Origin of the sequence: Neisseria dumasiana (assembly GCF_022870885.1) — a bacterium.
In the GTDB taxonomy this organism is placed as follows: domain Bacteria; phylum Pseudomonadota; class Gammaproteobacteria; order Burkholderiales; family Neisseriaceae; genus Neisseria; species Neisseria dumasiana.
Genome location: NZ_CP091509.1, coordinates 1,781,600 through 1,795,923 on the forward strand (window position 1 = coordinate 1,781,600; position 14,324 = coordinate 1,795,923).

Sequence of the window (14,324 nt, forward strand, 5' to 3'; positions counted from 1 at the left end):
AAATACAAACAAACATGCAACCGCAGCCGGCATCACTATTTAATGGCAACTCAAAACCGTTCGTCATATAATCAACAGACTAAACTTATTCGGCAAATCCACTGCATATCAAAATGAACAATCAGCCAACCCGACTGCATTACTCCCCTGTGCTATTAAAGCTTTCCATCTGCTGCATGATCATATCCATAGTATTACCCGGCTTCTACACACATTATGAAACTTACTATGGTTTAAAAATCCTGCTAACCGGCTTATTTTTCGGCTGGTTATCTGGCCCCGGAGGGCTGGCTGTTTATGCCAATTTATTTTATATCCGTATTGTTTATAAATTAATAAAAGGCAAAAAATCTCACACCCATCCATTATTGTTTTCAAATATAGCCCTTATATTCTTAGCCGGCTGCACCGCTTTCTTCACTGAAGTCAACTCTTTAGGAAATCCAAAAGAAGTAGTTGCATGGGGCTGGGGAGCGATAATTTGGGGTATCTCCATCATGTTGCTGTATGCTGCCCAACATGTAAACTCTTCTCTCGTTATAAAACAACACACCATCCTTTGGCTTAGTGTATCCGTATTGATTTTGCTGAATGCGGGCATTTTGAAATACAACCTGTGGCAACGTGCCAATAACGACGAAAAAGCGCGCTACTTACGATTTGGTGCGGCATTTAATACAAAACCCCTATCCGGCATCCCCTATATCCCGTTTCCTGAACCGGAGAGCATACCCATCCATGCAAATACCTTATTTGAAATAAAGGGGGAGCTAAACTCAAACGGCAAACTCAATATCTACATTGATGAAAACGGCCATATCCAACGTGAACAAGATTTACCCGACCGTTTCAAATACGGCCAATACATTTGGGAAAATAAACGTTATGGTATTTGGTTTTTAAAACCAAGCTCACAGATCGCCGATTACACCCTACACATCCAACCCGGCACACATCAGGCAGAATTTTCACTTTCCACTCCGATTAAAACCTTGTGGAAAGCACCCGCAATCATTACGGAAGACCCATACTACTCATCAGGCATTTACCCGAACCATGACTCTGCCCTGAGAGATTTATTCATAGATTACAATAACTTATTGCTAAACAACCGACAAGACTCAAGCAAGCAACTCAATCACTATACCAGTGAAACAGCCGGCCTCAGCTGCCCCATTACCCACAACATAAAGGTTATGAATGTACCCGATGTTTTTAAGTGGCAAAATACACTCATGTGGCTTGAGCGGCATTCCGAATCACATGCCAAAATTCAACAATATCAATCATTTTGCTCGCCCAGCTATGCAATATTGCTCCCGCCTGCCAACGATGGATATCCCGACTATACGGAAGAGCCGGAACAAAACCGAACAGTAACCTTAAACGCATTATTATTCAGCCGGCCCGACATGCGCTTCATTGATAGGGTTAGCACTACTGTTACTGTTCCCAAACTATCAGACGGCGCGACATCTACAATAAAATATCTAAAGGTTATACCCCAAGCTGAGAAAGATGCCGAAACCAATGAAACTATTGAATACAGATTCAACATCGAACCCATTATGCCAGAAGAAAATCAATAGTTTCTTGCAATCCGCAGCAACATATACTGCATAACAAAGGCCGTCTGAAAACAAATCTTTCAGACGGCCTCTTCCAACCCAACAACTTGATCAGGCAAAAGGCTGCAATTGCTCGTTGATTGCCGTGCGCGCCAGATTATTCGCATAATTGCACAAAGTGGCCAACGCCACACCCAGTACCACTTCCAAAGCCTGTTGCTCGTTATACCCCGCATCAAAAAACGCCTGCAACTCGGCATCGCCCACATTGCCTTTATTCGCCATCACCGCTTGGGTAAACAAAGCCAAGCGGTTGAGTTTGGGGTCTTCTAACGCCTGCGTGTTGCGTAAAGCCTCAATCGCTTGCGGGTCGAGCAAATTCTTTTTCGTACTCAACGCAGTATGCCCCGCTTTACAGAAACCGCACCCATTCAACACCGCCGCCGTAATCTGCACCACCTCACGCTCGCCTGCGGTCAGGCTGGTGGTAGCATTTAACGCACCCACTTCCTGATACATCGCCAAGGCCGCCGGCGCATTGGCCAACACGCCGATCAGATTCGGCAAAAAGCCGTTGTTTTTCAAAGCCGTTTCCACACGGCCTTTTGCCGCCTCAGGTGCGGATGCCACACTATGCACAGTTAAACGGGCCATACTTTCCTCTCCGGTTTTTCGATTAAAGGGCCATTCTAGCAAGGCTGCCTGAAAGGCTGAAATAACCGTAAGCAATATGAAACAAAGGAAAAATTATATCTTGGCTGCTGTATCTGCTCAGATTGCGGTGCTTAGATTGCGGGTAAGATAAAGCCGTCTGAAAAACTTATGATAAGCATTTTTCAGACGGCCTCCAATTCTTACAGATCAATTGCCGTATCATGGCTGGAGTACGTGGTGTAAGCCACGCACGTGGTTGCAGGAAATCCAAAACACATATGCAAAACTACGTTGGCTCAGGTCTCAAAATATTGTTGCCGTAAATCATGACTTCAGAGCCTTTGGTTTTGTTGTATGCACAGTAGGATAAGAAGTATTCATCTTGACGGTAATTTTGGTAAATAGATTTAATCTCATCACAATTATCATACGAAACAATCCACGGCGTTTCGATTTTACCTAAAGCTTCACAAATCTGTACGTGATCATCATGATTGTAGAAGTTACGGTATAAGCCTTGGCCTTTGATATAGTAGGGTGGGTCGAGATAGATTAATGATGGCTGAGGCAATATCTGGTCGACTTTTCCCAGCAACTCAAGCGCATCAAGGTTATAGACATGAATATTGGCGGCATAATCAGCAATGCGTTTAATCAGGTTGGACAAACGTTCTTTATTAAACCGAGCATCCAATTTGTATGCCCCATTTTGGGCTTTGCCACCGATTACTCCAGCTTTCAAAATACCAGAACGATTGGTGCGATTTAAATAGAAAGTTGCAAAACCATGTTCCAGATCAGAATGGTTTTCAGGATGCTTCAGAATCAGCTTTTGCTTTTCCCATTCTTCAATGGTTAAAGGGACTTGCTGGAGTAGAGCCAAGAAATTACCAGTATTAGTTACAATGGCATGCCAAAAATTATAGATAGCCAAATCTGCATCATTAATATGGATGTCGGAAACATAGCCATTAAAAAGCAAATCTAAAGCCACACCAGCACCACCTGCAAATGGCTCCATGTAATGCCCGCCCTTAAGGTAGTTGGTTTCGATTACTGACTTTACAAAAGGGGCAAAAGCTCCTTTTCCTCCTGGGTAACGTAAAGGAGTTAGGGGTTTAGGATTGCCAGCCATATTTTTATCTGCATTTAAATTTCAAGCTTTGGGTTATTTGATATCGAAAAAAAATTAGCTTCCCGTCAATAACCATCATACTTTCTTTTTTCGCTTAAAAGAGTATGTTTTGGCCAAAGTTCTGGATCTAGCTTATGTAACAAGGCTACCTGACGAAAGCAATGACGTAAGTCTCCGTAGAATTTTTCCATTTCTTTATAATGGTTATCCAACCAAAAATCGAAAACTATTTTAAATTCTTCGAGATTGTCATTAAAAACCTTTTTATTTTCTTCTCGTCTTACTCCCGCAATAGATTCACCCTTTTGATTTAATTGTTTGATTTTTTCTTCAATCGCTGATATTTGTGGCTTGATTGATGTCTTGTAATGGTGCTTGGTTAATGCGTTGTTTAGGGCAACATCGGTATTCCAAAAGTTTTGGTTTTGATACATTTCAAAATTTAGGTCACTAAACAATTCATCGTAATAATCAAAAATCAATTGCTCAGGGCTTTTTTGACCAGGCAATAGAATAATGTTGTGCTTGGTTGCCTTTTGTCCAGTGTTGTCTCCATCCAATACACAAATTGCATTCATGATGTTTTTATCTAAATATTGATCTTTGAAAATCGCTTTCAGCACTGTGCAGCCTATATTAGCCTGTACGAAATGAAATTTATCTCTTAATTGTTTGAAGTACTGGCATCTGCTACTGAAATAGCCGAAAATTGCATCTAAAACTACCCGTGCCTCGTTATCTTCGGTAAATACGGGAATTTTCGACACTGAACTATAGCCTACTTTTTGAATCTCCTGTAAGTGGCGTTCAATTTTATGGATAGATGGATCAGGAAGTAATGATACATGATCATCTTGATGAGTAAGATAATTTAATTTTATATGGTTATGATAAGCGGGGCTTAATGCTTTATCTAATAAATATAGACTATGCGTAGTAAAGAAAATTTGAATTTTGTAGCTTTCTGAATATTCTTTTAGGGTGTTTAGTAGGCGAAGTTGCATAGCAGGATGAAGCGTTGCGTCCATTTCATCAATCAACAATATGGAAGCTGGCTGATCAAGGTTGTGCAAACTGGGTGCTTTTTCGTAGTAATAGCGAAGCAATACTAGATTTTTCAAGATAATAATCGCATTATCTTCACCAACAGAGGCGGTATTGGAGTCAATGCCCTCAGTATCGGTTAAATATTCTGTTCGAGTTTTGATATTTTCGATAATCTGAGGAGTTGATTCGGTTATCTTAATGCCAGTTATACGCTCTACTAACTTGTGAAAAATTACATTGTATTCTTTAGGCAGCTCTTTTCTGACCCCTTTCACAGGGATATCGTTTTTCATTTCTCCAAAAGGTAGCAATCTAGCTAAACTTAAATAAACGGTGCGTAAAGTCGGCAAACTTTGGCTTTGAGAAGATGAATATTTGGGAATAAGCCGAAAGCGTGAATGTGCATCGTCTGCTGAGTTTTTATTATGCCGCCTAAAACCAATAGATTGGTTATTAGTATATGCTACTTCAAAAAGTTCACCTGATTGGCCAGGGGCAGGGTCGTTATATTCTTTATCACCCTTGGTTAACATTTCGATTTTTGCATTGACTTGAGCTGAAATATTGTTGATTACGTTCAATTCGCTTGAAGGCTCTAGTTTGGTATTGGTGGATTTTTCTGCTTGAAATGCATTACTAATAAGATACAGAATCGATGACTTACATGTACCATTCAGTCCTGAAATAATATTAATATTATTGCAGAAATCTAGCTTTAAGGGAGCTTTTAAACGTCGGTATTGTGTGAATTTAATGCTCTTAATCATATCGAATTTTCCTGTAGATTAGATAAAAATCTATTTGTATTCAATGTCATAAAGTAATTCAATTTTTGCTTAAATTTCATCCTGACAAACAGTAATCAGATTTATACGTTAAATTAAAATGGATAGCAGTAATACTATACTAAGTTTGTTTATTCAACCCCTCCCACTCCTTCAACAACCTCTTCACCGACACCGGACTCGGCGTCTTCAACTCCTGCGCAAACAGCGACACGCGCAGTTCTTCTATTTGCCATTTAAACATCTTCAGGCCGTCTGAAACGGGTTGGTTTTGTTTTAAAAGTGATTGTACCTTGTCTTGCCACATCTGTTCCAACTCTTGAATATCGGCTTCGCGTGCGGCATCGCGGGCGGGGTTGGCGCTGTATTTTTCCATGCGCAGGGTCATGGCTTTGAGGTAGACGGGTAGGCGCGGCCATTGGCTCCAGGGGGTGCGGCCGGCGAATCCGGCGGACAGCAGGGTTTGGGTGCGTTCGCGCAGCAGGTGGGTGAGCGGGTGTTTGCCAAGTTTGCTGTTGAGTTCGGCGTAAGCGGCGGCGGTGTCTTGCAGGTAGCGGCTCATGGCTTCTTTGACGGCGGGCAGGCGGCTGCGGGCGCGTTTGATTTGTTCTTTGAAGGCTTTTTCGCTGCGGGGTAGCTCGTCGTCGCCGATAAAGGCGCGGTCGCAGATGGCGGCGGTGAGGTCGTCGCGCAGGGTGTCGGCGCTGATGTGTTTGAGCAGCATGGCGGCTTGGGTGAAGCCTTGGATGCCTTTGCCCAGGTCTTTCATGTGCTCTTTGAGCTGGAGCTGCATGAGGGCGATCACGCCTTGGCGGTGGGCTTGTTGGGCGGCTTCGGGGGTGTCGAACAGGCGCAGGGCGATGGTGTTGTTTTTTTCTTTTTGCAGGCCGAGATAGCCGGTGAGCTGTTGTTTGCCGCGGGCGAATTTGATGTTTTCAGGTAGCGTGCCGATGTCCCAATTGGTGAGGTTGTCGCGCTCGAATTCTTGGGTGTTGTCGCGGAAGGTTACGGCGGCGGCTTGGCCGAGTTCTTGCTGGAGTTTGGCTAAATCGCGGCCGGTGGCAAGCTCTTGGCCGCCGTCGTCGATGATGCGCAGGTTGAAATAGCAATGCTCGGGCAGTTTGAATGCGCTCCATTCGTCTTGGTCGATTTGCTCGAGCAGGCGCATGTTGCCGGCGGTTTTGGCGATAAAGCGGGCAAGCTGGGGGATGATCGGCTCTTGGCGGTTGGGGTTGCTTTCTAAAAATTGTGTGATGAAGTCGGGCACGGGCACGCAGATGCGGCGGATTTGTTTGGGCAGGGCTTTGATAAGCAATTGCAGTTTTTCGCGCAACATGCCGGGCACGAGCCATTCGAGCGCGGGGGCGTGGAGGCGGTTGAGCACGGTAAGCGGCAGGGTGAGGGTTACGCCGTCGAGTGGGTGGTGCGGCTCGAAGCGGTAGCTGAGTTTGAATTTGCCGTCGGCGTTTTTCCAATGTGGCGGAAACTGCTCTTCAGTGATGTGCGCGGCGGCGTGCTGCATAAGGTCTTCGCGGGTAAGGAACAGCAGGCGCGGGTTGTCGCGCTCGGCAGTTTTGAGCCAGCTTTGGAAGGTGCGGATGTCGGCAAGGGGCAATGGTTTTTTCAGACGGCCTGTGTGATGCGGGCTACCTGAAAGGCCGTCTGAAACGGGGGTATTTGGGGTAGGTCGGATACTGGTATCCGACATCTTATTTACTGCCTTTGTTTCTGCTGTGTTGTCGGATTCGAGAATCCGACCTACGTTTTCTGCACTTTCAGACAGGCCTGTGTTGTCGGGCAGGGAGGCCCGACCTGCCTTTTCAGACGGCTCGTAAAACTGCGGTAAACGCTGATTGTAAAACTCAAACAAGGCTTCTTCGTCCACCAACACGTCCTGCTTGCGCGACTTGTGTTCCAACTCACTGATTTCTTTAATCAGTTTTTTGTTGTGGATAAAAAAGGCCGTCTGAAGATTGCATTCCTGCGCCACCAGTGCGCTGCGGATAAAGATTTCGCGGGCTTCTTCGGGGGCGACTTTGCCGTAGGCGACCGGGCGGCGCGGCAGAATGGTCAGCCCGTAGAGGGTAACGCGCTCGCTGGCGACGACTTCGCCGCGTTTCTGCTCCCAATGAGGCTCGAAATAGTGGTAGCGCACGAGGTGCGGGGCTTCCTGCTCAATCCATTCGGGCTGGATGGCGGCGACATCGCGGGCATAAAGGCGGGTGGTTTCAGTGAGTTCGGCGGCCATCACCCATTTGGGTTTGGACTTGAACAGGGCGGAGGCGGGGAACAAATGAAAGTGCGAGCCGCGCGCGCCGGTGTAGTCATGGCCGTCGGGCGATTTCATGCCGACGTTGGCAATCAGGCCGGTCAGCAGAGCGCGGTGGATTTGTTCGTAGCTCGCTTCTTTAGCGGTGCGGATATGGGCGCGGTGCTGCTTTTTATCCAGTTGTTTTTGTTTGAGTTTGGCAGATAAATCTTGGTCGCCGGTGTTTTCAGACGGCCTCAGTTGCTCTTGTGCAGGAGGCCGTCTGAAAGCCCGCTCTTTGGTGGTCAAACCCATTTCCACGGCAATGTCGGCGAGCTGATGGTGCAGTTCGCGCCACTCGCGCATCCGCAGGTGGGAAAGGAAATATTGGCGGCACCATTGCACCAGTTGTTTGTTGGACAAACCTTTGTCGCGCTCGCGCTGGAAGCTGTCCCAAATATTGAGGTAGGCGAGAAAATCGGACTGTTTGTCGGTAAAGCGTTCGTGCGCTTTTTGGGCGGCTTCGCGTGCTTCGAGCGGACGTTCGCGCGGGTCTTGGATGGACAGGGCGGACACGATGACGAGTATTTCCGCCATACAGTCGTGCTTTTGTGCCGCCAGCAGAATGCGGGCAACCTTCGGGTCGATGGGCAGCCGCGCCATTTGTTCGCCGAGTTTGGTTAGGCGGTAACGGTTGCGGGGTTCAAGCAGGCTTTTTGTGTTGGCTTTCGTATCTTGCATAATTCGTAGATCGGGCATTTATGCCTCACATTGCGTTGTATTTCTGAATGTTGTCGGACATGAATGCCTGACTTATGTAATGTGTTGTGCCGGCTCAGATATTTCCGGTATGTGGATTGGGTTGAAAACCCAACCTTTCAGGCAGCCTCTAATTTTATTGGGTTTGCAACCCAAGTTACACGCGACTATGAGCTAGCTTCTTCACAATTTAATGCTTTCTTTAAATCTTTAAAATACAATTGCTGTTGCTTCCTCAAATATAACCCTACAAAAAGCTTAAATATGAATTTTTTAGACACAATATTTTCGGTAAAATCTAAAGTTGTTCTATCTCCATGAGAATAAAATTTCCCTGTCCAATTTCCTTTGATATTTTCATTTTCTATTTCAAATGCCCAACTTTGATTTTGAATACATTCTGTAACTTTAAAATATGTTTCAGTTCCATCTTTAGAAATTTCCACAAATTTATTCTCATCTATAATTCTTATACTTATTAAATCACTCCGCCAAGCAAAATCATTTAAATCAGTTACCTTATTCCACACTTTTTCAATTGGGCATAGAAGAGTAACCTTTATATTAGCAGTCGCCATACTGTTATCCTTTTCATAACGATTTAATTTTTTTCGTTACTATAACAAATATAACCATGCTACATTTTACTGTCTGAAGCATTTTCAGACGGCCTCTTCCACCGCCCCCAGTTCCAACAACACCTGAAACCCGTCATTAATATAACGCTGGTCAGGCGCTTCGAGGAACGGGAAAGCCGTCACATCGCCCAGTTTCAGCGCGGCCATGCGCAGGATGACTGCGGCCAGATTGCTGCGAATGATTTCGGGGTCGGTAAAGGCGGGACGCTCGTTGAAATCTTCTTCGCTATACAGGCGCACGGCTACGCCGGCGGATACGCGGCCGCAGCGGCCGGAGCGTTGACGCGCGGCGGCTTGGGAGATTTTTTCTACATGAAGCTGCTCCACTTTGGCGCGCGCGGAATAGCGTTTGACCCGTGCCAAGCCGGTGTCGATCACATATTTGATGCCCGGCACGGTGAGCGAGGTTTCGGCCACGTTGGTCGCCAGCACGATGCGCCGTTTGCTGCCGCTCGGGTGGAAAATTTTGTGCTGTTCGGCGTTCGACAAACGGGCAAACAGCGGCAGGATTTCGTCGTCACGGCGCAGCGGCGATTTGCGCAGGGCTTCGGCGGCTTCGCGGATTTCGCGCTCGCCGGGCAGGAACACCAGAATGTCGCCGTCTCCCAGCCGCGCCAGTTCGTCGGCGGCATCGACAATCGCGTCGGTCAGCTCGATTTCCGCTTCGTCTTCGTCTTGCGAATGCAGCGGGCGGTAGAGAATGTCGACGGGGAACGTGCGACCGCTCACTTCCAGCACCGACGCGTTGTTGAAATGTTTGGAAAAGCGCTCGGCATCAATGGTGGCCGAGGTGATGATGACTTTCAAATCGGGACGGCGCGGCAGCAGCTGTTTCAGGTAGCCGAGCAGAAAATCGATGTTGAGGCTGCGTTCGTGCGCTTCGTCGATAATAATCGTGTCGTAGGCGGTGAGGAAGCGGTCGGTTTGCGTTTCGGCGAGCAGAATACCATCGGTCATCAGCTTCACATAGGCATCGCGCGAGGTGTTGTCGTTGAAGCGCACTTTGTAGCCGACGGTTTGGCCGATGTTGCTGCCCAATTCTTCGGCAATCCGCTCTGCCACCGAACGCGCCGCCAAGCGCCGCGGCTGCGTGTGCCCGATCAAACCCGCCGTGCCGCGCCCGAGCTCCAAGCAGATTTTCGGCAGCTGGGTGGTTTTGCCCGAACCGGTTTCGCCGCAAATAATGGTTACTTGGTTGTTTTGAATGGCAGTTTTGATGTCGTCCAAACGTTCGTGCACCGGCAGCGTGCCGTCATACTGCGGCTTGGGCAGCGCGGCTTGGCGTTTTAAAAATGCGTCGTGCGATTTTTGGTATTTTTTCTGCACGGCTTCGATGCCGCCAAAGCGTTTGGGGTTTTTGAAGGCGTTTTGCAGAAAATGGCGGTCGCGGGAGAGCGTTTGGGTGAAGTCGGGCTGCTGCATGGTGTGTGTAAAAATCTAGGTAAAACAATGGCGGTAATTATAACAGAAGGCCGTCTGAAACTTTTAACCGGCCTTATGGTAAATGCGGTGTAAATTTAGTATGCTAGCGCGTGTATATAACGAAGGAGAAACAGACCATGAGCACTATCCGCCGCTTTTCTCTCGGCCTGCTGGCCGGTGCAGCATCTTTCGCCGCTCGGGCTGATCACTCACCGGCCGAAGAGCCGGTTTCGGCAGAAGCGCAAGCCGTCTCGGAACAGCAACCGGTTTATGTGCCGGTTACCCGCTCCGCCCCTGCCGAAGAGCAGGAACAACACAATACTTGGGTAGACAGAAGGCATAAAGATATCCGCAGCACTCTGAGCGGCTGGGCGCATAATATGGACGACTGGTTCGGCGACCCCGACCCCGACAACCCCGCTACCGCCAACCTGCGCCTGATTGTTGATACCTCATGGAACAAGCACGACGATTTTTCCGTGAAGCCCCGCGTTCGCGGCAAAGTGAAGCTGCCCGTGCTGCAAAAACGCTTGAACGTGGTATTCGGTGACGATTCGTTGGACAGCGAACCGCAGCAAACCGGCCATCTGTACGACGAAACCGTTCAAAACCGCCAAAAAACCTTCAGCAAAACCGAAACCAGAGAAAGCAACTCTTCGCTGGCCTTGCGTTGGTCGGATATCAACAAATACACCGGCATAGACACCGATGCCGATATCGGTATCCGCTCCGGCGATGATTTATATGTGCGTTTGAAAGGCAGCAAAGATTGGGATTTGGGCAACGATTTCAGCACCCGCGTCGAACAGATTTACCGCTACGGCCTCAAAAGCGAACACCACACCCGCTCCACTTGGGAAGTGCGCCACGGCAAAGCCGGCAAACCGTTTATCGCCAACCATTTGAATATCGAATACAACCATAAAGACCAAGACGAACATTGGACATGGGGCAACAGCCTCTACCGCCAACACAATTTTCCCAATCACAAACGTCTGAACTACGGTATCTACACGGGCGGCGACATCAAAAACAAAAAGGTAAAACTCAACAGCTACGGCCCGTTTGCAGGCTGGCGGCAACCGGTTTGGCGCGAATGGCTGTTTGTGCAACCTGAAATCAATTATCTCAACAACCGCAAAGAAAACCGCAAACACCATATCGGCGCATTGCTGAGGGTGGAGGCTTTATTTTAACGAAACCTTCTCGGGCTGAATTCGGATACGGGCTTTAAATCGACTTACCATCATTTAAAGCCCGGAATCTTTTGCGTGATTTAAGATAAAAATCGGGAGAGAACCTTAAAAAGCTTAATGCCGTCTGAAAGTTATAGTCAATCAACTTAATTTACTACGGCATTGCTGCGCCTTAGCTCAATAAGTTGATTCACATAGACTGTGCGGGTTTCGCCAAAACGCTTTCAGACGGCCTGATCGGCTTTTCGTAGATATGCTTTGGCTTTGCAGCATTCAGCCGCGCATAAAAAAACGCCGCTTGATATAAGCGGCGTTTGAACATATAAAAGATTATTTACGCAAGCCCAAACGGGTAATCAGATTACGGTAAGTGTCGGGCTTGGTGCGACGCAAGTAAGACAACAGGCGGCGGCGTTGGCTAACCATTTTCAACAGGCCGCGGCGGCTGTGGTGATCTTTGGGGTTGGCTTTGAAGTGGGGGGTCAAATCGTTGATACGGAAAGTCAACAATGCAACTTGTACTTCAGAAGAGCCGGTATCGCCTTCTTTGCGTTGGAAATCTTTAACGATTTCGGCTTTTTGTTCTACGCTTAATGCCATGATGGATAAACTCCGAATAAATAATAAGAACCTTTCGGTTCAGACAAGTTTGCCAAGCCTAAACCCGTGCAAACTCCTTAAACCCGTGTAAACGGACAGGCAATTATGCCACAACACGCCGCATTTTGCACAGGTTTATCAAATGGGGCCTTGCCATATGTTGCCGATTTTGCCCGCTTGACGTTTTTTCAGACGGCCTCGGCCTGCGTTCCATTCATCCGCAAAAGAAAGCTCAGCCTTTAAATACCGGCACGGCTTCCCATTCGTGCAATATTTTGGCGGCGATATTAATCACTCCGAAAGCAAATACCCACACAATCAGCCACATGCCGCCGTAAACGCGGTAACCTTTGTTTTCTTTAAATTTTTTGCGCGAGCGGTAAAGCAGCATCGAAGGAATCAAGGCCGTCCAAACCGTAGCCGCCAAGCCGACATATCCGATAACTTTTACAAAACCGGTAGGAAACAGCAAACAGCACACCAAAGGCGGCAAAAACGTGAGTGCCGCTGTTTTCGTGCGGCCTGCCGTGCTGTTGTCCCATTTGAACATATCGGCCAAATAGTCGAACAAACCCAATGTTACGCCTAAGAAGGAAGTAGCAATCGCCATATAGGCAAAAAACGACAATACTGCGGCCATGCTGCCCGTGGGCACAAACTTAGACAAAGTTTCAATCAACACCGAAACCTGCCCGTTCACTTCGATCACCGGCCCGAATGCGCTGCGCGGCAGGTTGCCTTGAATGGCCAACTGCCACAGGATGTAGATCACCAAGGCCATCAGCGTACCCCAAAACAAGGCGCGCGCAACTCTGGGGGCATCGCCGTTAAAGTATTTCAACAAACTCGATACGTTGCCGTGGAAACCGAACGATGCCAAACACACCGGCAAAGCGGCGGCAACGTAAATCCAATATTGCGTACCGGGTGCGGCATCGGTATCGAACAGCACCGGCAGCTGCACACTGCCGATTAAGCCGCCGGTAGCCCAGAAAAAGGCGATTACCATACCGGCAATCAAAATACTGGTCAGCCGGTCCACCCAGCGGGTCGATGCCCACACGCAAAACGCCAACACAAAGAAAAACAGCAGCTGCCCCGCAGGCAAGCCTACCTGCCCTTTCAGCAGGCTGCTCAAGCCTTTGGCGGTTAAATCGCCGCCTACGAAAATATAGGCGTAAGTGAGCAGATAAAGCACAAACGCCACGGCAAATCCGTTTATCGCATTCCAACCTTTGCCGAGCAAGTCTTTTACCATCGTATCGAAACTGGCACCGTGCGGGTAATGGGTATTCACTTCCAGCAACATCAAACCGCTCGACAACATAGAAAACCATGTATAAAACAACACCAGCAGCGAGCCGGTAAACCAGATACCCGACGTAGCGGTTGGATTGGCCAGCATACCCGCCCCAATCACCGTACCCGCAATAATCAATGCTCCGCCCACCAGCGACGGATTTTTAGCAGACATATTCATTCCCTTTGTTGCAACCATACGGGCGGGCCTTATCCGTGCCCGACACCTTTAACATGAAATAATATAAACAAAAATATAAAACAGCCCCCCGTGCTTTCGCAGCAAACGGCGGGCGGATATTATGCCTGATTGCGGGCTTTCTGACCTACACTTATCCGCTTTGTCAGGATAAAAAATTCAGACGGCTCCGAGAAGCCGTCTGAAATACGCTTACCAGCAATAATAGCAATACCGCCGGAAGGGGTAATAAAAACCGTCCCAATCGTGGTAATAACGCGCTCTTTCGAGTTCTTGGCGAGCAATATAGTTTTGCCAAGCCAATTTGTAGCAGGCCTGAAACATCGGATCGGACACTTTATCTATGTAGCGCAAACGAAACGCTTTTTGCTCTTTTTCGCTGCGGGGCGGCGAATCGAATTGTTCGCGCATCAACTCTGCGGTTTCTTTGTCGCATTGGGAAGCCAGCGATACCTGTAAATCCTGTTCGTATTTTTTCTGTGCAGCGTCCCTTGCAGCCCGCTGTTCGGGAGTAATGGCACATGCCGCCAGCAATAATGCGGCAGACAATAACGGGGCCGTCTGAAAAATCCTCATAACACGCTCCTTCGGCAAACAGAAAAGATGGGGTAAGACCTTTGCAAAACCCTCAGATGTGGATGCAGTTCAAGGCGTAGCAGCACAGCGAGTGCAGACATATCATACAGATAGGCAAACGAGCAAACAGCGCACAACGCAGAAATGCGCCGCAGATGGGGGTTTTGCAAAGGTCTCGGGGTGCGTACCCGCACCGGG

The 14,324-nt window shown here is 47.9% G+C and carries 12 protein-coding genes; 2 read left to right on the plus strand and 10 right to left on the minus strand.

The window, feature by feature from the left end; translation table 11 throughout:
• The first annotated feature begins 113 nt into the window (after positions 1-113).
• Complete coding sequence (locus tag LVJ88_RS08185) at positions 114-1,589, plus strand: hypothetical protein (protein ID WP_158087925.1); 1,476 nt, start codon at positions 114-116, stop codon at positions 1,587-1,589.
• A gap of 90 nt (positions 1,590-1,679) precedes the next feature.
• Here the strand turns inward: LVJ88_RS08185 and LVJ88_RS08190 are convergent, their stop codons facing one another.
• The 6 genes from LVJ88_RS08190 to hrpA form a co-directional block, all read right to left on the minus strand.
• The gene (locus tag LVJ88_RS08190) at positions 1,680-2,222 is read right to left on the minus strand and encodes a carboxymuconolactone decarboxylase family protein (protein ID WP_085417666.1); all 543 of its coding nucleotides are present in this window, start codon (positions 2,220-2,222) and stop codon (positions 1,680-1,682) included.
• A 286-nt stretch (positions 2,223-2,508) separates the two neighbouring features.
• Positions 2,509-3,357, minus strand: coding sequence for a DNA adenine methylase (locus tag LVJ88_RS08195; protein WP_085417667.1), 849 nt, complete (start codon positions 3,355-3,357; stop codon positions 2,509-2,511).
• Positions 3,358-3,422: 65 nt separating this feature from the next.
• Positions 3,423-5,171 carry an AAA family ATPase gene (locus tag LVJ88_RS08200; protein ID WP_085417668.1) on the minus strand — a complete coding sequence of 583 codons (1,749 nt, stop codon included), beginning with the start codon at positions 5,169-5,171 and terminating at the stop codon, positions 3,423-3,425.
• A 139-nt stretch (positions 5,172-5,310) separates the two neighbouring features.
• Positions 5,311-8,178 carry a DUF3418 domain-containing protein gene (locus LVJ88_RS08205; protein WP_096777370.1) on the minus strand — a complete coding sequence of 956 codons (2,868 nt, stop codon included), beginning with the start codon at positions 8,176-8,178 and terminating at the stop codon, positions 5,311-5,313.
• 185 nt (positions 8,179-8,363) lie between these two features.
• The gene (locus LVJ88_RS08210) at positions 8,364-8,774 is read right to left on the minus strand and encodes an SRPBCC family protein (protein WP_085417670.1); all 411 of its coding nucleotides are present in this window, start codon (positions 8,772-8,774) and stop codon (positions 8,364-8,366) included.
• 84 nt (positions 8,775-8,858) lie between these two features.
• Complete coding sequence (gene hrpA / locus LVJ88_RS08215) at positions 8,859-10,256, minus strand: ATP-dependent RNA helicase HrpA (RefSeq protein WP_085417671.1); 1,398 nt, start codon at positions 10,254-10,256, stop codon at positions 8,859-8,861.
• 137 nt (positions 10,257-10,393) lie between these two features.
• Here hrpA and LVJ88_RS08220 point away from each other — a divergent pair, with 137 nt between their 5' ends.
• On the plus strand, positions 10,394-11,452 hold the full coding sequence (locus tag LVJ88_RS08220) for a hypothetical protein (protein ID WP_233127503.1): 1,059 nt from the start codon (positions 10,394-10,396) through the stop codon (positions 11,450-11,452).
• A gap of 330 nt (positions 11,453-11,782) precedes the next feature.
• Here the strand turns inward: LVJ88_RS08220 and rpsO are convergent, their stop codons facing one another.
• The 4 genes from rpsO to LVJ88_RS08240 form a co-directional block, all read right to left on the minus strand.
• Positions 11,783-12,052 carry a 30S ribosomal protein S15 gene (gene rpsO / locus LVJ88_RS08225; RefSeq protein WP_054599164.1) on the minus strand — a complete coding sequence of 90 codons (270 nt, stop codon included), beginning with the start codon at positions 12,050-12,052 and terminating at the stop codon, positions 11,783-11,785.
• Between the two features lie 232 nt (positions 12,053-12,284).
• On the minus strand, positions 12,285-13,526 hold the full coding sequence (locus tag LVJ88_RS08230) for an aromatic amino acid transporter (protein WP_085417712.1): 1,242 nt from the start codon (positions 13,524-13,526) through the stop codon (positions 12,285-12,287).
• A 216-nt stretch (positions 13,527-13,742) separates the two neighbouring features.
• Positions 13,743-14,126 carry a hypothetical protein gene (locus LVJ88_RS08235; protein WP_085355857.1) on the minus strand — a complete coding sequence of 128 codons (384 nt, stop codon included), beginning with the start codon at positions 14,124-14,126 and terminating at the stop codon, positions 13,743-13,745.
• Entirely contained in the window at positions 14,123-14,296 is a 174-nt protein-coding gene (locus LVJ88_RS08240; protein WP_082402960.1) for a lipoprotein signal peptidase, read from the minus strand. The genes LVJ88_RS08235 and LVJ88_RS08240 overlap by 4 nt, the downstream gene beginning before the upstream one ends.
• Positions 14,297-14,324: the final 28 nt, after the last annotated feature.

Bases quoted from the DNA above. Each gene is read 5' to 3' on its own strand.
- LVJ88_RS08185 (WP_158087925.1), top strand. From the start codon at position 114: ATGAACAATCAGCCAACCCGACTGCATTACTCCCCTGTGCTATTAAAG.
- LVJ88_RS08190 (WP_085417666.1), bottom strand. From the start codon at position 2,222: ATGGCCCGTTTAACTGTGCATAGTGTGGCATCCGCACCTGAGGCGGCA.
- LVJ88_RS08195 (WP_085417667.1), bottom strand. From the start codon at position 3,357: ATGGCTGGCAATCCTAAACCCCTAACTCCTTTACGTTACCCAGGAGGA.
- LVJ88_RS08200 (WP_085417668.1), bottom strand. From the start codon at position 5,171: ATGATTAAGAGCATTAAATTCACACAATACCGACGTTTAAAAGCTCCC.
- LVJ88_RS08205 (WP_096777370.1), bottom strand. From the start codon at position 8,178: ATGCAAGATACGAAAGCCAACACAAAAAGCCTGCTTGAACCCCGCAAC.
- LVJ88_RS08210 (WP_085417670.1), bottom strand. From the start codon at position 8,774: ATGGCGACTGCTAATATAAAGGTTACTCTTCTATGCCCAATTGAAAAA.
- hrpA (WP_085417671.1), bottom strand. From the start codon at position 10,256: ATGCAGCAGCCCGACTTCACCCAAACGCTCTCCCGCGACCGCCATTTT.
- LVJ88_RS08220 (WP_233127503.1), top strand. From the start codon at position 10,394: ATGAGCACTATCCGCCGCTTTTCTCTCGGCCTGCTGGCCGGTGCAGCA.
- rpsO (WP_054599164.1), bottom strand. From the start codon at position 12,052: ATGGCATTAAGCGTAGAACAAAAAGCCGAAATCGTTAAAGATTTCCAA.
- LVJ88_RS08230 (WP_085417712.1), bottom strand. From the start codon at position 13,526: ATGTCTGCTAAAAATCCGTCGCTGGTGGGCGGAGCATTGATTATTGCG.
- LVJ88_RS08235 (WP_085355857.1), bottom strand. From the start codon at position 14,126: ATGAGGATTTTTCAGACGGCCCCGTTATTGTCTGCCGCATTATTGCTG.